This window comes from Parafrankia sp. BMG5.11, assembly GCF_004337455.1.
Map to the genome: position 1 here is coordinate 77,126 of NZ_SJXI01000080.1, position 18,438 is coordinate 95,563.

Genomic DNA, 18,438 nt, shown 5'->3' on the forward strand with positions numbered 1-18,438 from the left:
ACGCGGACCGGGCGGCCGTGATCTACAGGAAGTGACGATCAATCGCGGCGGACGCCTTGCCGCCGCTTACCTGGCAGGCGTACGAGTGGGCCGTCGAAGAGGCCAGGAAACTGGGTGCTCCCACCTGTGATCCGCTGCAAACTGGCAGACATACAGCGGTTGGAGCGCCTCGTCGTCCACGTTGACGAGGCGATGCGTCTTGGTCCGATGGGCGACGAGGCGCATCTACGACTCGCGCTGCTGATGCTCGACAGCGCCGCGGAGCTGATCCTCCATCAAGTGGACCACTTGGTCGCTGCACCTGGCGTGCGCGAAAGCGCTGCCGGCTGTTGGGAACGGCCCGTTCGCGGCCTCATCGAGGTGTAGCAACGGGTGTAGCAACGTCGGCGAACCGGCACACACGTCAGCGGCCTTCCACGGCCGAAAACGTATGTCCGCAGACGTTGGAATGACGGTCAGTTCGGCCTGAAAAGCGGAAGGTTGGCGGTTCGACCCCGCCCCTGCCCACCGTTTTGACCTGCGGAAATAGCGGGATTTTTCGATCACTTCTTGATCGTTATATGGCAACGGGTGTGGCAACGGAGCCGCAGGATCCCAGTGACGGTCTGTCTCGGACCCCGGTTGACCTGCGAGAACGGTGGAATTGACCATCCGCTTTCCGGGTGGGAGGTCACGAGGCCTGTGTCCACGGACGTTGCCACAAGCTATGGGTCTTGTATGGCAACGAAGCTCGTCTGGCCCGGTCGCGTCGGCGCCATGACCTGCGACGGTGCGCAAGATCGAGTCTGGTAGACCGTCCGCTTGTGCGGCGGCTAGGTCAGGTCGGAAGCGGAAATCAAGGACGCCTATGCGACCGTGCAGGAACGCTTGACGGAGGTCATCCCGGCGATCTTCGCCGTGCGGGCGGCACCCAGCACCATCTCGAGCCCCAACGTGGGCGGCATCGTTAAGTACGGCTTTGGTTCGCTGCTCCCCGTGGGTTTCAATGTTCGGCCGGGCCTTCGGGGCGGCGTGCTTCGGTGGCGCGGGATGAGATCCGGGCCTGGCAGATCATCTGCTGCCCGGAGTATCGACCAGGCGAGCCGGGAGACCGCCGGCCCTGTGATGACTGCGATGTAGCCCCACCCGCTCGGGGGACCAGCGGGTGGGGCTACATCGGACCCAGCACCGGACGAGCGCAGAGTAGCGGGTCCGGTGGCGCGGAGGGTGTTACCGCGGTGCGCGTCGCCGGGAAGGTTCCGATCGATAAGGGAAGGCCCGGTCACCAGCAGGTGGTGACCGGACCTTGATCGCCGGTTCGAAGCGCAGGGAGCCTATGAGTCGGCAGGCGGGGTGAAGCCGACCTGGGGCGCGGCGCTTGGCTCCCGCCCGACGCGGACGCCTCGGTCGCCTCCCGCACCGAAGGTGCGCCTTTCAGTCCATCAGTCCTCCGTGGAGCGCCTGTCGGAAATCACGATTCTCGTGAGCGGGGGGTAGAATTCGCGCCCGGCCAGTCGGTGTGGTGACGTGACCGGTGGCGTAGGGGTCGGGATTGTCGCAGCCTGTCACGAGTCCGCCGGTATCTGTCCGGCCTGTCCGATGCCGAGTGGGCGGTAGTGGACCGGTTGCTGGCCGGTGGCGAAAAAGGACGTCAGGCCGGAGAAGCGCCCTCGGCGGGACAGGGCGGACGAGATTCTTTACGTGACGCACAACGGCTGCGTGTGGCGGGCGCTGCCGACGGAATTCCCACAATGACGGACAGAAAACGATGTTAGTCGAGCGGAGGCGTGGCAATGACGACCACGCTCATGCGACAGGCGGACTCCTCGGTCTGCCACCCGTGGTCGACACCGTTGAGCACCACCGCGTCACCGGGACCGAGCCGGTGCGGCCCGTCGCCCAGGATCAGGTCGACGCTGCCCTCGAGGATCACGTTGAAGTCGAGGCTGTCGGTGTGGTGAAGCCCGGTCGTGGTCCGCGGAGGAAACTTGATGAAATTCCAGCCAGCGGTGCCGGGTGTGGCCTCGACCTTGACCAGGTGGCCCTGCCCCGGCGGACGCGGGGGAGGCGGAGACGACGTGGTCCTGGCCGCCTGCACGACGATGATCCCGCCCTCCTCGAAGGGCACCTCGCTCGGAGTTCGGTTCTCGACCACGCAGGAGCTGCCGTCGTCGCTTACTCCAGTGATAAGTAGTCGCACGTGGATCCTCGAATCACAGGTTGTAGACGTGGGCGGCATTCTCGTGCAGCACCTTCCGCACGAGATCCGCGGGCAGATCGCCCAGATTCTTGCTGATCGTCTCTCGCGGTCCGGTCGCACTGGAGTTCGGCGCCGGCGCGAGGCAGGTGGAGTGCGGGAAGTCGGTCTCGAACATGAAGTTGTCCGGGTACAGCGCCGCCGGCGCACCCACATGAGGGTCGAACCAGAACGTGGCGTAGATCTGTCGCCGGAAGTACTCCGACGGCAGCAGCATGTCCGGGTAGTCGAGGTGGGTGGAAAGGGTGCTCCACTGCCAGTCGAGCGAATCGAGCAGGAACGGGATGTAGCCGATTCCGCTCTCCACCGAGACGAACTTCAGCGTCGGGTAACGCTCACAAAGGCGGCCAAGGATCAGTTCTGAGATGCAGTTGGCGTTCGCGAGCATGGACTGAGCGGAGATCTTGGCCAGGTCCAGCGTGCTGAACGACTCCGCGTTGGCCACGAGGCCCTGGTCCTCTTCGAAAGACTCGTTGAAGGCCGTGTGGAAGTTCACGGGCACGTTCATCTCCTGGCACATCTTCAGCAGCGGCTCCCAGTGATCTGAGCGCAGTGGCGGCAGGCCGGCCCGCTCGAACTGCCAGCCGAAGTTGAGGCCCCTGTGCCCGAGGGCGTAGCAACGCTCGAGCTCGGCGAGGCTCTGCTCGAGATCCCACCATGGAAGGTTGGTGAGCGCGATGAGCCGATCCGGAGCTGCCGAGCAGAAGTCGCTCAGGAAGTCGTTGTACGCCTGGACGATCTCGAGGCGGAGTTGTGGGTCCAACGTCAGCAGTCGGGCGGTGTGGAAGGAGATCATGTTCGGGTACAGCACCTGTGAGTGGATGCCGTTCTCATCCATCCAGGCGAGGCGCTCGTCGGCCTTCCACGCGCCGGGATGCGCGTCCTCGTAGTAGAGAGGTGTGTTGGGGTAGGGCGCCTTCCACCCCGCCTGCGCCTGGCCACCGACCGCGGTGCCTACGCGGGTGTCGCCGATGTACCAGGTGTCCCTGTTGTTGATCCGCACGATGTGCGGCACCTGGTCGCCCCACTTCTTCGACATCCGGGACGTCCAGAGGTCCGGTGGCTCGAGTACGTGGGCATCAACGTCGCAGATCTTGAGTTGGTCGACATAGGCGTCGTTGGTCAGGGTCACGTCGCATCCCCTCGGGAGTTCCGCGCATGCGGTGGATGACGACGAAGACTGAAGGAAATGTCAGTGGCTGTCAAGGTCTCCGAGCTTGAGATCCGACCGTCATGGTGTGTCCAGCCGGTCACCTGGACGAGACGGGCCCCGGTCGAGGCCCGCGTAGAGCGGCCTCAGTCGGTCCATCCCGTCGTCGACGAGCGCGGTGATGTAGCTGGCCATGCCCAGTGCGACCACCGCACGGAGCGCCGCCCGGAACACCCCGACCGTCGCGTACGCCGCCAGCCGCACCTCGAAGTCCTCGGAGGACCGGCCGGCGCGCCGGGCGAGCTCCTTGGTCAGGTCGTGCTCCACCGCCAGAAGCACCTCCAGCACTGCGGACGAGGCCTCCCGCTCATTGAGGACACGGAGCACGCTGTCGCGCCCGGCCTCGATGCTTGCGCGCAGGTGGTCGGTGAACGCGCGCATGGCCGCGCGTGCCACCTCGAGCAGCTCGGGCGCGTCCGAGGTGGCGAGCACGTCTTTCAGCAGCTTGCGCCGGACCCGCCAATCGTCGACGAGCACGTCGGATTTGGCGGGGAAGTAACGAAAAAATGTGCGCTCGGTCACGCCGGCGTCCTCGGCGATCGCCGCGGCGGTGGTCGCGACGTAGCCGTGGGTGCGGAACCGGTGGTGCGCGGCGACGAGCAGTCGCTGACGGGTCATCTCGCTCTTGCGCCCGCCAGCCTCTACGTGGGTTTCGCCCTCCACCGGATGCCCTTTCTCTCCTTCGACCCTGGAACATCATCCTATGACACTGCGGAACTGTCCTGGCAGCCATGATGCGGCCCGCGCGTGAGCGGGGATCTCCCATGTCACTGGGCGTTCTTGGCGTCTCAGGTGCACCGATCTGCCGTCCCTGGACGTGGAAGTTTTTTGTCTGCTACTGTCATTTTCAACATCAACGGGCCCGCGGGTTCGGTCGCGGAGTGGCGACCGGGCAACCGGGCCAGGCGAGAGGACCTTGATGACCAAGGGGCAGTCGGACAAGACGTACCGCGTCGTCCAGTGGGCGGCGGGGCGGATGGGGAAGAAGGCCATCCGAGGCGTCGTCGAGCACCCGTTCTTAGAGCTGGTGGGGCTCTACGTCTACTCGGACAGCAAGGTGGGTCAGGACGCCGGCGTCCTGGCGGGGATCGACCCGGTCGGCATCCTCGCCACTCAGAAGATCGACGACGTTGTGGCGCTCCAGCCCGACTGCGTGCTGTACATGCAGGAGGGCTTCGACCTCGACGACCTGACGCGGCTACTCAGCTCCGGCATCAACGTCATCACGACGCGTAGCGAGTTCTTCTACGCCTCGACGATGGACCCGACCATCCGGGCCCGCATCGAGGAGGCGTGCCAGCAGGGCGGAACATCGATCCACGCCACGGGCAGCAGCCCGGGCTACAGCACCACCACGATGCCACTGACGCTCATCTACCCCATGCGGCGCTTCGACGAGCTGACCATCGACGAGTACGCCGACATCCCGGCCTCAGTGGGGCCCGACATGATCAAACTGATGGGCTTCGGCGCGCCGGTCGCCACCAGCGAGTTGCCCGCCGCGCGGATAGGAACCGCCTTCGTGGGCTACCAGCAGTCGCTCGCCGCTCTCGCGGACGCGATCGGACTCCCGCTCGACGGCTGGGAGGTGCGTGCGGAGGCCGCCCGCGCCACCGAGCCCCACACGCTCTCGGACGGCTACGTCATCGAGAAGGGCACCATGGCCGCCCAGCGAATCACCGTCGCGGGCCTGCGCAACGGCAGACCGTTCATGATCTTCCGGGCACACTGGTTCTGCACCCAGCATCTCGACCAGGACTGGAACATGGGCGGCGAGGGCTGGCTGTTCACCACCAGGGGCGACGCGCCGATGCAGGTCCGGGTCACCTACGGGACGACCGACGAGGGGTATTCCGAGCACCTGGCCGGCTACACCGCGACCCCGGCCGTGAACACGATCCCGTACCTCGTCGAGGCCGAACCCGGCATCCGCACGATCTTCGACCTGCCGCCGATCATCCCCACCTTCGGGGCGAAGTAGACCAACATTCAGGTCGACAGGCCGGGGCCGACGCGCCTCGCCGCTGAAGGAAGCTTGTTGAATCGGAGATGCGTGTGGTCGACATCGATGGAGTGGACTTCTTCACCAGTAAAGAGCTGGTGGCAGACCCCTACCCCTACTACGACGCGCTGCGGGCGCGGTGTCCCGTGTCACGGGAGCCGCACCAGGGCGTGGTGATGGTCACCGGCTTCGACGAGGCGCTCGCGATCTACCACGACAGCGACCGGTTCTCCTCGTGCACGGCGGTGACGGGCCCGTTCCCCGGCTTCCCGGTTCCGCTCGACGGTGACGACATCTCCGAACTCATCGAGGCGCACCGGGACGAACTTCCCTACAGCGACCAGCTGCCGACCTTCGACCCGCCCAAGCACACCCAGCACCGCGCCCTGCTCATGCGCCTGCTGTCTCCCGGACGGTTGAAGCAGAACGAGGAGGCCATGTGGCGGCTGGCCGACCGGTACCTCGAGGAGTTTCTCGGCGACGCCCGGTGCGAGTTCATCGCCGACTTCGCCGGGCCCTTCTCCATGGTGGTCATCGCCGACCTGCTCGGCGTGCCCGAGGAGGACCATGACCTGTTCCGACGCGGTACGGGCCAGGCCAAGGGCGGGTTCGGCAGCACCGACGGTGAGCAGCTGGCCGACACGCCCCTGGAGTTCCTGTACGAGGCGTTCACCGCCTACGTCGAGGATCGTCGCCGGTCTCCGCGTGACGACGTCCTGACCCGGCTGGCGCAGGCCACCTACCGGGACGGCACGACACCCGAGGTCATCGACGTGGTGCGCCTGGCCGCCAACCTGTTCGCGGCAGGCCAGGAGACGACGGTGCGCATGCTGGCCGCCGCCGTGCAGGTCCTGGCCGAGGACGCCGAGCTCCAGCAACGGCTGCGGCACCAGCGAAACCTGATCCCCGGGTTCATCGACGAGATCCTGCGGTTCGAAAGCCCGATCAAAGGCGACTTCCGGCTCACCAAGGTGCCCGTCACCGTGGGCGGCGTGGACCTACCAGCCGGCACCACGCTGATGGTCCTCAACGGCGCCGCGAACCGCGACCCGCGCAAGTTCGATCATCCCAACGAACTGCTCCCAGAACGGGACAACGCCCGCGAGCACCTCGCCTTCGGCCACGGGGCCCACTACTGCCCCGGCGCGCCGCTGGCCCGCGCCGAGGGCCGGATCACCCTCGAACGCCTCCTGGACCGCACGACCGACATCCGGATCTCCGAGGCCGAGCACGGCCCCCCAGGAGCGCGGCGCTTCCGTTACCACCCGACCTACATCCTGCGCGGCCTGCGGAAGCTGCACATCGAGTTCACGCCAGTATGACGGCCACCGGAGACCTCGAAGGCAAGGTCGCGATCGTGACCGGTGCCGCCAACGGGATCGGCCGCGCGATCGCCACGCGGTTCGTCGCCGAAGGCGCCAAGGTCGTCGTCGCCGACATCGACACCGGCGGTCAGGGCGTCGCCGCGAAGCTTGGCGGGCGCGCCGCCTTCTTCACGACTGACGTCTCCGACCCCGCCCAGGCGCACGCACTCGTCGACTTCACCATCGAGCACTTCGGCGGACTGCACGTACTGTGCAACAACGCCGGTGTGTCCGGTGGACTACGGCGCTTCCTCGACGACGACCTGCGCGACTTCGAACGTGTAGTGGCCGTCGACCTCTACGGGGTCATGGCCTGCAGCCGCAGCGCCGCCCGGCACATGGTCGATCACGGTGGCGGTGCCATCGTCAACATCGCCTCAGGTGCCGGGGTCACCCCCGGAATCGGGATGCTGCCCTACCGGGCGGCGAAGGCCGGCGTCGTCCAGTTCACCCGCTGCCTCGCGGTGGAGGTGGGCGAGCACGGCATCAGGGCCAACTGCATCGCCCCCGCCAACATTTCCACAGACATCAACGCCGCCTTCGACAAAACCACCGTCACCCGCCTGCAGCCGCTGCCGCACCAGGGCAGAACCCGCGACATCGCCGAGGCCGCGCTGTACCTCGCCAGCGACCGCGCCGCCCACGTCACCGGCCTGGTCCTCACCGTCGACGGTGGCATGTCCCTTGGCACACCACCACGTCGCTGACAGAACTCGACACCATTGGACGCGCCTGCGTCCTTCCCACCGGAGCGATCGCTGGCAGTAGGAGCATGAACCCCAAGGCTTACAGGCTCAGCGCCCACTGTGTGTGGATAAACCGGCGGACCTCACGTTCGAGTTCACGATCCTCGGGGGCGCTTCCGAAGAACCCGCCGTGCGGCGCCGCTTCCAGGACGTGCAACTCAGCAGAGCCCCCAACCGCTCGCAGCGCCCGATGCATGCGAACGGTGTTGGACAGGAAGATGTCCCGCGTACCGGTCGCGAGCAACGTGGGTGGGAAGCCTGCTGAGAAGTCGCCGAACAACGGGGACAGGTACGGGTCCGAAAGATCGTGACCGGCAGCGTAGAGCAGGTTGGCGGGCATCAGACTATCTGTCTGGACAGTGTCAACGCCGAGGTTGGTCTGGAAGGAGTCGCCTGACTCGGTGAGATCGAGTTCCGGGGTGAGTAGGACGACGGCGGCGGGCATAGGGAGGCCTTCGTCACGCGCTCGCAGGACAAGTGCAGCCGCCAGGTTGCCTCCAGCGGAACCTCCGCCCACGACGATGCTCTCGGGGCGGTGATCCCGTAGCAGGGCGCGGTAGGCGGCGAGGCAGTCGTCGAGGGGCGTCGGGTAGGGATGGTCCGGCGGCATCCGGTAATCGATAGCCCAGGTTCGCGCGTGGACGCGGGCGGCCGTGGAGACGCCCATGGCCCGGCAGAGGTCGCCGCCACCCATGATCAGACCACCGCCGTGGATATCGAGAAAGACGCGCTCGTTGTCCGGAGCGCCGCGCGGTGTGATGACGAAGGTACCGACGCCGCCGAGGTCGATCTCCTCCACGTCGGCGGCGATGCGGGAGGCCCGGTCGACCAGGCGTGGCCGGATCGCCGCGTCCCTCGCTGCGATCATGGTTCGCCACGCCGCAATGTCGTCCAGTGGAGGGTAGTCCGGTAGTTCTATCGGGGCCATCGCCAGTACCGCCTGAGCCTCAGCGCTCACTGACCCAGGAACCGGGATGTCACGCGCTGGTACATGGACCGACGGCTGGATGTCCGTGGCGGTCATGCGAAACCTCCTCGTCGTGCCTCAATGGAGAGCTCACGTGGTGGACGCAGGCCACATCCCTGTCACGGGGCTGTAGCGACGCGTGGGGATTTATAGAAGGTCACGTCCTAATAGAAGGGGCTCGTGCCGACCCGAGGTGACGTCCCGCAGCGTGACGCCACCGGCTTGGCCGGGCCTCTCGACTGGTCGTCGTGCTTCCACTTGCATCCTCCGGCAGCGGCTGCTCGGCCACCGGACGAATCCCGCCGACGATGCTCAGTGGTTCCTGCGGTCAGCCGTGGATCTGGTCGTCAGCCGTGCATGGTCCTGCCGCTGGCGGCGCACTGCTCGGCCGCATCGAGGAGGCGAATCAGGAAGCTCGGTCAGCGCGGGGAGACGCTGTCGAAGGCGGGCGTAGGAGACTCGCGGACGCCGCCGACGATCACGCCAACAGGCAGTGGCCGTTGAGCGGACACTCCCCCGCACAGGCTCATGGCGCTGCCCTTCGGCTTCCATCAAGTCCGCTGCCGGTGCGGAGCGCGGTGCTGGCGGTCAGCGTCCGGGCGGTGCGGGCGATACGGCGGCTGATGCGCCAGCCCTCCGTGGTTCGGATGAGGACGTCCTCGTAGCTGCCGATCACATCGACCCAGTTGCCCGGATCGTCGGGAGTCACCATCAGAACGCCGTGGACGTAAGAGCGGACGGACGCCTGGTCTCCGTCGATCTCGATGACGATGTTTGAGATGCGGTGGAAGGTCGGGCCCATGTTCTCGTGGGTCCGTGCCATGGTTTCGGTGAGCGCGTCTGCGCTGGTGAACTGTCCGAAAGCGCCATAGTCGGCCTCGACCTCGGGCGTCCAGCAGGTTCGTAAGAGATTCCAGTCTCGTTGGTCGATTCCTGTGGCGTAGCGGAGCACTACATCGCAGATCCGTTCGCGGTCCTCTCGGATGTCGGACATGGCTGTCTTTCTGCCTTTCTCGGGACAGTGGGCCGTGAGCGTTCCTGGCGGGCGATGCAGCGGCTGGCTCCTACCTCACTGGCGGCGTGACGTCGGATCGAGGAATTCCGGGCGGCGGACGTCGAGGTAGCCCTCCACCGTCGTGGCGCACGCGACACGCACTATGGTCAATCTCGCCGACGAGCTGGTCCGGATTCGGATTCGGGTTCGACGGCAGGCTGACCAGGCGGGAGTGATGCGCGCCAAGCTGGCCGGACCGCGGCGTCGCACGGACGCAACCGGCCGGTCACGACCCGGTGCTGGCGCGGCTCGTGTGTGAGTGTCGGCTCATCGCGAGTACGGCGTCGCGGCGGCTGGTGGCGCCGAAGGGTGAGCCGCCGGTGGGGTTCTGGCTGCCGAAGATCCAGGTGGGCCCGTCGGCGAGATGGTCGAGTGCCTGTTTCGCGACGTCGGCTGGGTCAGCGGCGTCGCCGTAGGGTTCGCCTTTCGCGTCGAACACGCGGCGCATGGACGGGGTGTCGGTCTTGCCGAGCACGAGAGCGAGGACGTCGACTCCGCTCGTGCGCCATTCGGCCCAGAGTGCTTCGGCGAGCAGGAGATCGAAGGCTTTGGTGGCGCCGTAGGTGGCGAGGGTCGCGCCGCCGGCCCAAGCCGCGCCGGAGGTGACCAGTATGACGCCGCCGCGCTGTCGGGCGACCATCGGGGCGCCGAAGCGGTAGGCGGCTTCGACGACGCTGTCGCAGTTGCGGTGAATCAGCTTCAGGTGGGTGTCGAGGTCCTTGTCGAGAAAGGGGGTGCTGTAGTCGTCACCGCCGGCGTTGTAGACGAAGAGTCCGATTTCGAGGTCGGAGGTCGCGTCCGCGAGCCTTGCGAGAGCGTCCGGTGTGCTGAGGTCGAGCGCGACCGTACGGACCTCGACGCCGTACTCGGCTCGTATCTCCTCGGCGAAGGCTTCCAGGACTGTGACCCGCCGGGCGACCAGGACGACGTTGAGGTTCCGAGCTGCCATTTCGTGCGCGAATGCGGCGCCGACTCCGTCGGACCCGCCGGCGACAATGCCCCACGGTCCGTATTGTCCTGTCACAGCTGTCGTCACCTCTCGGTTCTGGGCGCCTGGTCGACGGCGCCCGTGGCGGTCAGGAGGTCGCGCGCCGCCTGCACGCAGCGGCGGGCTCGTTCTTCGGTCGGTTCGCCGGCCTGTGCCGCGGAGAGCATGGGAACTTCGAGGCCGATCACGATGTCCGGAGGGAGTACGGCGAGAATGTCCCGCAGCGGGAGCTCCCCCTCACCTGGCACCATCCGGTCGATCGAGTCCTCGCGGTAGACCGTGCCGCGCTGCCGGATCGTGTTGTCGCTGAGCTGTGCGTAGGCGATCAGGGTGGGATCGACCGCGGCCAGGTCCGCCGGGGTGTGGCCGGACCGCACCAGGTGCATGGTGTCGATGAGCAGCCGGAAGTCGGGGCGGGCGACATGACGGACCGCCGCCAGCGCCGAGTCGAGATCCCCGATGGTCAACGAGGGCGCGAACTCGATCGTCGTCTGCATCCCACGTTCGCCCGCCATCTCGGCGAGCGTCCCGAACTCGTCGTGGCTGCGGCCGAGGTCCGGGTCCATGGTGACGGTGTTGATGACCGCGGCACCGAGTCCGGCCATCACGTCCAGATCGGCGGCATACCCGCGCACGTCGCCGCCTGGACGAACGACGAACCCTTCGGCAAGGGAGATCGACACCTCCCGTTCGCGCATCGCGGCGATCGTCCGGTGGCGCAGCGCGGCGTCGTCGCGCAGCGAGAACGGCTCGTAGCCGTGTGGGTTCACCGGGTTGCCGACAAGCACGGCTGCTATGTACCGGCAGCCGAGGTCCGCGGCGAGGTGCACGAACTCCACCGGCGGCAGCCCGAGAACAGTCTGGTGCTCAAGGGCGAGCCGTCCCGCTGCGATCGGCACCGTGGTGTGCGTCGGCATTCAGTCTGACCGCATGCCGGCGACGAAACGTTGCGCCACGGCGACCAGTTCGCGCCCGGGGGCATCGCCGAGAACGTCGGTCATCAGCGTGACATCCTTGGTGAGCGTCAGATTCGCCGGTGAGTCGGCGAGGCCGGCGAAGGAAAGGGCACGCAACCGCACCCTGGAGGCTATGCAGACCGAGCTGCTGGTCGTGAGGACCGCCGCGAGGCCGCCGGGGTCGACGCCGAGCGACTCACCAGCCTTCATCGCGTCGTCCGCGAGCGCGATCTGCGCGGCGAACATCGTGTTGTTGATGAGCTTCGCGTATGATCCCGCCCCGACCTCGCCGAGGTGCACGACATGGTTGGACAGCGCTGTGAGGAACTCGGTGACGTCAGCGAGCGTCTCGGCGTCCCCACCGATCATGATTGTCAGCTCGCCGTTCAGAGCCCGTGGTTCCCCTCCGCTCACCGGTGCGTCGAGGACACGCAGACCGTGCGTCGCCGCCCGCTCGGCGATCGTCCGGATCTGCGTGGGGGCCACCGTGCTGTGGACGAGCACGACCGCGCCGGGCCTGAGGGTGCTGGCGAGGCCGTCCGGCCCGAACAGGACTTCTTCCACCCCTGCCGCGTCGAAGACGCAGATACCGACTGCGTCGACCGACGCGCCCATCTCCGCCGGGGTGGCCGCGGTGGTCACGCTGGTGCCCGCGAATGGTTCGAGCGAGGCCGCCCGGCGGGCGTAGACAGTCAGGTCGTGGCCCTGCGCTGCCAGGCGCTGGGCCATCGGCAGTCCCATGCTGCCGAGTCCGATGAATCCAACCTTCACGGTGTCCTCCCTGTGGTGGTGCCCGGCTTTCCGCGGCCTGCGGCCGAGGGCCGCCCGAAGGCGCGAAGCGCGTGGTCCGGGACCGGTCGGCCGGCTCGCCCTGCCCCGCCCGCGGTACCGGTGGTCATGGTGTCCGGGCGGACACACCGCTCGTCTGGCGGAGCACCTTCGTCTCGACCGCGTCGGAGGCCAGCACCGTCCCGATGATTCCCAGGTCCGCGCCCGTACTGCGGGCGACCTCGCGGACCACCGTGACGTCCTTGAGCATGAGGTCGCCGATGCGGCCGGGAATCGTGTCGACCGACGCGCCGCTGGAGACGACCGCGAGGGCGCGGCTCGCGCCGCTGCCGTGCTGGACGGCGGCCAGGATCGCCTTCTCCTCGATGCCGAGCGAACCCGCCAGGCGCACCGCGTCGATCGCGAGACCGACCTGCGCGACGAACAGCGCGTTGTTCACGAGCTTGACCCGCTGGCCGTCGCCCAGTCGCCCCACGAACATGATCGGTGACGCGTACGCCCCGAGAACCGGCCGCATCTCGTCCACCAGGGCTTCGTCGCCGCCGACCCACAGGGTGAGGCGGCCGGCGGCGATGTCGTGCGGGCCACCGGAGAGCGCCGCGTCGAGGACCCGTATGTGTCGGGCCGCCCCCTGTTCGGCGAGCAGGCTCGCGGTCGCGGGATCCGAGGTGGTGTGCTGGACGAGCGTCGCACCGGGCCGCATGGCGGCGAGGGCGCCGTCGGGGCCGAGGCAGACCTGCCGGACCTGCTCGTCCCTGAGCACCACGACGAACACCGCGTCGGCATCCCGGACGGTCTCCGCTGTCGTGGCCGCCCAGCGCAGGCCATCGGCCTCCGCCGCCGCTCTGGCCTCCGGGCGACGTACGAGCACCGTGACGTCGTGGCCGGCGGCCCTCAGCCGGTCGAGGATCGGCCGGCCCATCCGGCCCGGTCCGATGAACCCGATCTTCACTGATCCTCCAGACGGCGTGCGGTCTCGACGGGGCCGCCGCCCGTCACTGCGCCGGCGTGCCGTCGGCGGCACGCCGGGGTGGGGCGAGCATGGCGCGGTGTTCGGGGGTGCCGTCGAGGTTGGCGTTCACCCGCTCGCTGATCCGCCAGCCCTGCGGGGTGCGCGTCCAGCGCCAGGTGTTCGCCGACACCCGGGCCACCCAGAACCGGTCGGCGTCGGTATCCCAACGGATGTTCAGCGCGTAGCTGCGCCCCGTCGCCTCGTCCCCGTCGACCACGATGTGCGGCACGGTCAGGACGTGCCCGCAGCCGCCCTGGATCAGGCGCTGGTGACCACCGTTGACCATGGCGACGATGTCGTCGCGGCCCCGCATGCGCAGCTGGGGAACAGCGTCGAAGGTGCCGTCCTCGGTCCACAGCTCCGCCGCGGCGTCAGCCGACCCGCTGTCGACGGCGGGTCCGTACTGAGCGACGAGCTGCATGATCTCAACCTGGTCCTCGAGCCGCGCGATCCTCGTTGCCAGCGTCTCGACTGTGGCCCGCAGGTCCTCGATCTCACTCATGGATGACAGCCCTTCTGCAGATGCGCGGCCCGGACCTCGCCGGTCGCGCCGGTCGCGCTGATTGCGCCGGGCGGGGCGGTCGCGACACTAGGGCACGACGACGATGCGGACCGGCCCGTTGGCGTCGCGGGCGGCGTCCAGCGCCTCGGCGACACCGTCGAGCCCGACGGTCCGGCCGAGCATCGGTGTGACATCGAGGCTGCCCGAGCAGACCGCCTCGAAGGCCTCGTCCCAGTGCTGCATCGACGGGCCGCCACCGAACTGGATGTTGATGCCCTTCCGCTTCGCGGTGAGGGTGTGGAGGTGGTCGCCCTCCGGCGGACCACCGACCGAGAAGATCCTGGTGCCGCGCTCGCAACCCTTGATGATCGAGTCGAGGACTCCCGGAATGCCCACGCACTCGAACACGACGCATCCCGGCAGCCCGGCCACCGCCATCAGCTGCCGCATCGCCTCGGGCGGCCCGTAGGCCACATCACGCCAGGCCTGGTACGGCGAGACCTCGGCAGGATCGATGACCACATCCGCTCCCATCGCCAACGCGGTCTGCCGGCGCGAGGCGACGAAGTCCACCGCCAGGATCGGGCCGACCCCCAGCCGCTTCAGCTGCGCGATCGCGGACAGCGCGATCGCGCCGCAGCCGATGACCAGCGGCACTTCCCTCGCCGTCACCTGTGCCCGGGAGGCGGCCGACCAGCCGACCGAGATCGCGTCGGCGATGCACACGATCTCACTCGGCAGCTCGGAGGCCGCGACGCGGGTGATCGCCTCGTCGAGCAGGAGGTATTCACCGAACCCGCCGGGCGACTCCGGATTCTGCCCGACGATCCTGCGCCCGGTGCTCGTGGACAGCACCGGCAGCGAGCTCACCCGAGTACCGACGGCGATCCGGCGTTCGGTGCCGGGGCCGTAGTCGACGACCTCGGCGCAGTACTCGTGGCCCATCACGATGTCGACGTCACGGTCGTAGGTCGACATGCCGCTGTCATCGTCGACGCCCGCTTCCAGGTGGTCCATGAAGTGGATGTCCGACGCGCAGATCCCACACGCGAGCGACCGGACCAGCAGCTGGCCCGGACCCGGTACCGGGTCGTCGATGACGCGCGCCTCGACAACCCCCTCGCGCAGCACAGCGGCTCTCATCAGCTCTCCCCACGCTCGCGCCCAGCCTGTTCCCGTCACGGCACTGTAGCCGCACCGAAGCCAGTTACAGAAGACCCAGTCCTAAAAATATCCGGGAGACGGTGTCCTGGAAGTCGCGGGGGAGTGGGGCACGTCCGAACGCTCGGACCATACGATCGGTGGCATGGCAGAGCCAGCGCGCCGCCCAGGACGCCCCCGCGACACGAGCATCGACGAGCGCGCGCTGGCGGCCACCCGTGAGCTCCTCGTGGAGCGCGGCTTCGATGCCACCACGATCCAGGCCGTCGCGGCGCACTCCGGCGTGCACGCGTCGGCCATCTACCGTCGCTGGGGGTCACGCATCGAGCTGATCGAGGAAGCCACGTTCCCCGGGCTCAGCCCTCCCAGCGTCCAGCCGACCGGAAACCTGCACCGCGACCTCCGACGGTTCATCCGCGCCTACCTCGCGGCCTTCGATGCCCCCGCGTCCCGCGCGGCCGCGGCCGGCCTCCTCGCGTACCACCAGGCCTCCAGCCGCCCCCGACCGCCGGACCTCTACCTACGGGTCTCCGCGCGACCACAATTCCAGGACATCCTCCGCGCCGCACCACCCGGCACGATCGACCTGAACATCGACCCGGACGATGTCTTCGACATGCTCCTCGGCGCCATCCTCACCCGGACCCTGCTGGCCAGGATCACAGCACGACATCGCCCCATCGAGCGCACCGTCGAAATGATCATCAGACTGCTGCAGCCCCAGCCCAGCCGAACCGTCAATCAGGACACCTGAGGCGCCCCAGGGCGGGCAGCACGCGCAGCCCAGAAGTCCCGCCGCGTGGCGGCCTGCCTCGGCTGCGTCGCCCCGGTGAGCAGGTGGGCAGGTGGGCAGCTCCGTCGATGTGCCTGGCCGGGCACGTGGTCTGGTGCCGCTTCCGGAAGCGGCAGACCCGCGTCTCGATACCGGACGATAGACCGCATTCCACCGGCAAGCCTCACCGGGGACCACACTCCGTCACCACGTTGATCGGACACTCCCGCCCCGGCCTGCTGCCGACGGGCGCGGTCATCGAATGCCAGAAACGGATTTCGCGCCGTTCTGAACATTCCTGAGATTGTTCGGCGGCAGACAAACGAAGGCGTCGGTGGATGGACCGTGGCATCCATCCACCGACAATAAACGTTACGGTTCCGATGGCCCATCGTCTTGACCGGAGGAAAGATCGTCATCGATTTTGGTGTCGAGTCGGGCGTGGGTTGCGGTCCGTAGCTGCGTGACGAGGTGACGTGCGGTGGGCGCCCCGGCGTGGAGGCGCTTGCGGAGGGTTTCGGCTGAGATTGGCCGGTGATGTTGCTTCCAGTGCAGGGTGTCTTCGGCGCGGGCCCGGTGTATGAGGTCTTGGTCCGATGCGCGCTCATGGTGGCTGGAAGGCCGTGGCTCGACCGATTTACGTTGCCCCGGAGGCTGTGATTGTGATGCTGACTGGACAGGTAGATCAATGATGGGTGCTGTCTGCGTGGCGGGTGGAAAAGGAAACGTATCGGCCGGAAATGTTTCTGTCGTCTGCATTGCTTGAATGAGCCGCGGTCCGACTTCCGCCCATCCTATGAGCAGGAGTGGGCCGACTGCGTCGAAGGCGGCTTTGCCGTAGTGGCCGGTGATCAGCGGCTCGGAGACGTTCAGCGCGAGAGTGACGATGCTGGCAAAGATGAGGAGGCGCCGCGCGGAGCGCTGTAGGTCGGTGGGTCCGCCGTGAAGAGCGAGGTGGCGGATGCCGATGAGGAGCCCGACGACGGAGAGGTCGACGGCGGGTGCGACGAGGGGAGCGACCCAGAGGGAGACGCCGAGCCGAAGCCCGAGGGCGAGGATGTTGCCGAAGCTGAACAGGAACGTCAGCCCGACGACGGTCACGATCACCGCAGTGACGATCTTCACAGTCGCGGGGGATGATCCTGCACCCCGGGATGAGGTCGGCGTCGAAGTCGCGGCTGCTGCCGCTTCGGCGTTCATCGGGTGCCCCACGCGGCCGTGGTGGGTTGCCAGGTGCCGGCGGACCTCTTGGGCGGGGCTGCTGCCACACCGGTTGCCACACAGGGGTGCAGCGAAGGCTCGGCCGCGTTGCTGGTCCTCTCGGGGCCGAGCGACGTGTGGCAGTGCATGTGGCAACGCGGGCCGCCAGAGGGGTACTCCAGCGGCCAAAAGCGGACGTCAGTGTACGTGTGCGGACGTTCCTGGACGGTATGGGCCGGCCTGAAAAGCGGAAGGTCGGCGGTTCGACCCCGCCCCTGCCCACTGGTCACCTTGACTATTGGTGTGACCTGGGATTTTGATGAACTCTTTGCCGAGCGTAAAGCTCGCACAATGCGAACCGCTGTTTGAGCTGGCAAGCTCGCCAGGTTCATGATCGTGTCAGCCTGGAGGCGGGTGCGGCCAGCTCGGAAGCCGGTCTTGATTCGTCCGCGAGGCAATCGTCCGGATGGCCTGGCTCGAAGCCTGCGCGGGCAGGACATTGCCGGACCTGCAGGATGTGCTCACCCCGCACCATCAGGCAGATAATCGACGGGTGACGGCGCCGGCGAGAGTCAGATCGGCTCGACGAGGATGTCGGCGCGGTCGAGTGTGGCGGTGTAGGCGGTCAGGTCGTCTGGGTGGCTGGTGAGGATCTGGGCGGGGGCGTGCAGTGCGGCGGTGATGATGACCAGGGCGTCGACGACGTCCGGCCGTTTCCTCGTGGGGAGTTTGGCGTCGGCGAGCATGGCGCCTGCCCGTTTGTATGAGTCAAGGGTGAAGGTTTTCGCGCAGGCGACGCAGCCGGCGGAGATGTTCGCCGCCCCGCGGATGGGTGGCGTGCTTTCCCGGGTTTGTGGAACGGTGCAGTCCTTCAGGTATTGACTGAAGGCGTGGACCGTTTTCGGGTCCGGTCGCCACGCTTGGGCGAGGACCGGGCCGATGAGAACCGGCCGGTGTGACGCAGCGCGTAGGCCGTGGTGGAGTAGTCGTGCCGTGGGGTTCTCGCGCAGGAGCGCTACGAGCATCCCGGTGTCGTAGACGACGGTACGGGTGATCACGCGACGCTCGCGGTATCCGTTCCGAGTGCGCTGGCCAGGACCCGGTGGACGAGGGCCTGCTCGTCCGTGGTCAGGGCGTCGAACGATGGCGGGTCCGCCTCGGGGAGGTCGGCGGCCTGCTCGAAGGCGGCCTGGTTGCGTGCGTCCAGTGCCGCGAAGGCCGCCATGGCGGCGTCGTCACGTGCCATCTGGGCGACGGCCGCCGCGATCATGTAGGCGGACACGTCCATGCCCGCCGCCTCCGCGTGCGTCCTGATCGCGGCCTGGACATCTGAGGCTGTCGAGATCGTGAACCGGACGTTCGGCATGCCGCTAACGTAACACGACGTATTACGTCGCCGTTGTCATGTACCCGGCCGGGGTCCGGGCGGCCTACTTGAGTTCCAGCCGGCCTGGCGACGATAGCTGATCCGGGCATCGG

19 protein-coding genes and 1 tRNA gene are annotated in these 18,438 nt (G+C 67.7%); 6 read left to right on the forward strand and 14 right to left on the reverse strand.

Features of this window, described 5'->3' with window-relative positions:
- The first annotated feature begins 114 nt into the window (after positions 1-114).
- Entirely contained in the window at positions 115-366 is a 252-nt protein-coding gene (locus tag E0504_RS40195) for a hypothetical protein (protein WP_131626953.1), read from the forward strand.
- A gap of 79 nt (positions 367-445) precedes the next feature.
- Positions 446-507, forward strand: a tRNA-Phe gene (locus E0504_RS50820).
- A gap of 1,243 nt (positions 508-1,750) precedes the next feature.
- Here E0504_RS50820 and E0504_RS40215 read toward each other — a convergent pair.
- The 3 genes from E0504_RS40215 to E0504_RS40225 form a co-directional block, all read right to left on the reverse strand.
- Positions 1,751-2,179 (reverse strand): cupin domain-containing protein, encoded by a 429-nt coding sequence (locus E0504_RS40215; protein ID WP_071084237.1) that lies wholly within the window; start codon positions 2,177-2,179, stop codon positions 1,751-1,753.
- A gap of 13 nt (positions 2,180-2,192) precedes the next feature.
- Entirely contained in the window at positions 2,193-3,368 is a 1,176-nt protein-coding gene (locus E0504_RS40220) for an amidohydrolase family protein (RefSeq protein WP_071084236.1), read from the reverse strand.
- Between the two features lie 99 nt (positions 3,369-3,467).
- The gene (locus E0504_RS40225) at positions 3,468-4,109 is read right to left on the reverse strand and encodes a TetR family transcriptional regulator (protein ID WP_071084235.1); all 642 of its coding nucleotides are present in this window, start codon (positions 4,107-4,109) and stop codon (positions 3,468-3,470) included.
- Between the two features lie 256 nt (positions 4,110-4,365).
- On the opposite strand from E0504_RS40225, the gene E0504_RS40230 reads away from it, so the two are divergent.
- The 3 genes from E0504_RS40230 to E0504_RS40240 all read left to right on the forward strand — a co-directional run bounded on the left by E0504_RS40230 (position 4,366) and on the right by E0504_RS40240 (position 7,519).
- On the forward strand, positions 4,366-5,427 hold the full coding sequence (locus E0504_RS40230; protein ID WP_131626954.1) for a dihydrodipicolinate reductase: 1,062 nt from the start codon (positions 4,366-4,368) through the stop codon (positions 5,425-5,427).
- Positions 5,428-5,495: 68 nt separating this feature from the next.
- Positions 5,496-6,770 (forward strand): cytochrome P450, encoded by a 1,275-nt coding sequence (locus E0504_RS40235; RefSeq protein ID WP_131626955.1) that lies wholly within the window; start codon positions 5,496-5,498, stop codon positions 6,768-6,770.
- The gene (locus tag E0504_RS40240) at positions 6,767-7,519 is read left to right on the forward strand and encodes an SDR family NAD(P)-dependent oxidoreductase (protein ID WP_071084232.1); all 753 of its coding nucleotides are present in this window, start codon (positions 6,767-6,769) and stop codon (positions 7,517-7,519) included. The genes E0504_RS40235 and E0504_RS40240 overlap by 4 nt, the downstream gene beginning before the upstream one ends.
- A gap of 79 nt (positions 7,520-7,598) precedes the next feature.
- On the opposite strand, the gene E0504_RS40245 is transcribed toward E0504_RS40240, so the two are convergent.
- The 8 genes from E0504_RS40245 to E0504_RS40280 all read right to left on the reverse strand — a co-directional run bounded on the left by E0504_RS40245 (position 7,599) and on the right by E0504_RS40280 (position 14,969).
- Positions 7,599-8,426: an alpha/beta hydrolase gene (locus tag E0504_RS40245; RefSeq protein WP_306769314.1), complete on the reverse strand. Its 828-nt coding sequence runs from the start codon at positions 8,424-8,426 to the stop codon at positions 7,599-7,601.
- 625 nt (positions 8,427-9,051) lie between these two features.
- Positions 9,052-9,519: a nuclear transport factor 2 family protein gene (locus tag E0504_RS40250; RefSeq protein WP_071084230.1), complete on the reverse strand. Its 468-nt coding sequence runs from the start codon at positions 9,517-9,519 to the stop codon at positions 9,052-9,054.
- Positions 9,520-9,805: 286 nt separating this feature from the next.
- Positions 9,806-10,603 (reverse strand): SDR family oxidoreductase, encoded by a 798-nt coding sequence (locus tag E0504_RS40255; RefSeq protein ID WP_084132059.1) that lies wholly within the window; start codon positions 10,601-10,603, stop codon positions 9,806-9,808.
- 8 nt (positions 10,604-10,611) lie between these two features.
- A complete protein-coding gene (locus E0504_RS40260) occupies positions 10,612-11,484 on the reverse strand; it encodes a sugar phosphate isomerase/epimerase (protein WP_071084228.1) in 873 nt (290 codons plus the stop codon).
- Complete coding sequence (locus E0504_RS40265) at positions 11,485-12,294, reverse strand: NAD(P)-dependent oxidoreductase (protein WP_071084227.1); 810 nt, start codon at positions 12,292-12,294, stop codon at positions 11,485-11,487. It lies immediately after the preceding gene.
- A gap of 124 nt (positions 12,295-12,418) precedes the next feature.
- Complete coding sequence (locus tag E0504_RS40270) at positions 12,419-13,264, reverse strand: NAD(P)-dependent oxidoreductase (RefSeq protein WP_131626958.1); 846 nt, start codon at positions 13,262-13,264, stop codon at positions 12,419-12,421.
- Positions 13,265-13,307: 43 nt separating this feature from the next.
- Positions 13,308-13,826 carry a nuclear transport factor 2 family protein gene (locus E0504_RS40275; RefSeq protein ID WP_131626960.1) on the reverse strand — a complete coding sequence of 173 codons (519 nt, stop codon included), beginning with the start codon at positions 13,824-13,826 and terminating at the stop codon, positions 13,308-13,310.
- Between the two features lie 87 nt (positions 13,827-13,913).
- Entirely contained in the window at positions 13,914-14,969 is a 1,056-nt protein-coding gene (locus tag E0504_RS40280; RefSeq protein ID WP_071084225.1) for a zinc-binding dehydrogenase, read from the reverse strand.
- 163 nt (positions 14,970-15,132) lie between these two features.
- Between E0504_RS40280 and E0504_RS40285 the strand changes: the two genes are divergently transcribed.
- The gene (locus E0504_RS40285) at positions 15,133-15,741 is read left to right on the forward strand and encodes a TetR/AcrR family transcriptional regulator (RefSeq protein WP_071084224.1); all 609 of its coding nucleotides are present in this window, start codon (positions 15,133-15,135) and stop codon (positions 15,739-15,741) included.
- 390 nt (positions 15,742-16,131) lie between these two features.
- Here the strand turns inward: E0504_RS40285 and E0504_RS40290 are convergent, their stop codons facing one another.
- The 3 genes from E0504_RS40290 to E0504_RS40300 all read right to left on the reverse strand — a co-directional run bounded on the left by E0504_RS40290 (position 16,132) and on the right by E0504_RS40300 (position 18,325).
- The gene (locus tag E0504_RS40290; protein WP_243657843.1) at positions 16,132-16,959 is read right to left on the reverse strand and encodes a hypothetical protein; all 828 of its coding nucleotides are present in this window, start codon (positions 16,957-16,959) and stop codon (positions 16,132-16,134) included.
- Between the two features lie 572 nt (positions 16,960-17,531).
- Positions 17,532-18,017, reverse strand: a complete 486-nt coding sequence (locus tag E0504_RS40295; RefSeq protein WP_112106803.1) for a hypothetical protein — start codon at positions 18,015-18,017, stop codon at positions 17,532-17,534.
- Positions 18,014-18,325, reverse strand: coding sequence for a hypothetical protein (locus tag E0504_RS40300; RefSeq protein WP_235014090.1), 312 nt, complete (start codon positions 18,323-18,325; stop codon positions 18,014-18,016). Before E0504_RS40300 ends, E0504_RS40295 begins: the two co-directional genes overlap by 4 nt.
- Positions 18,326-18,438: the final 113 nt, after the last annotated feature.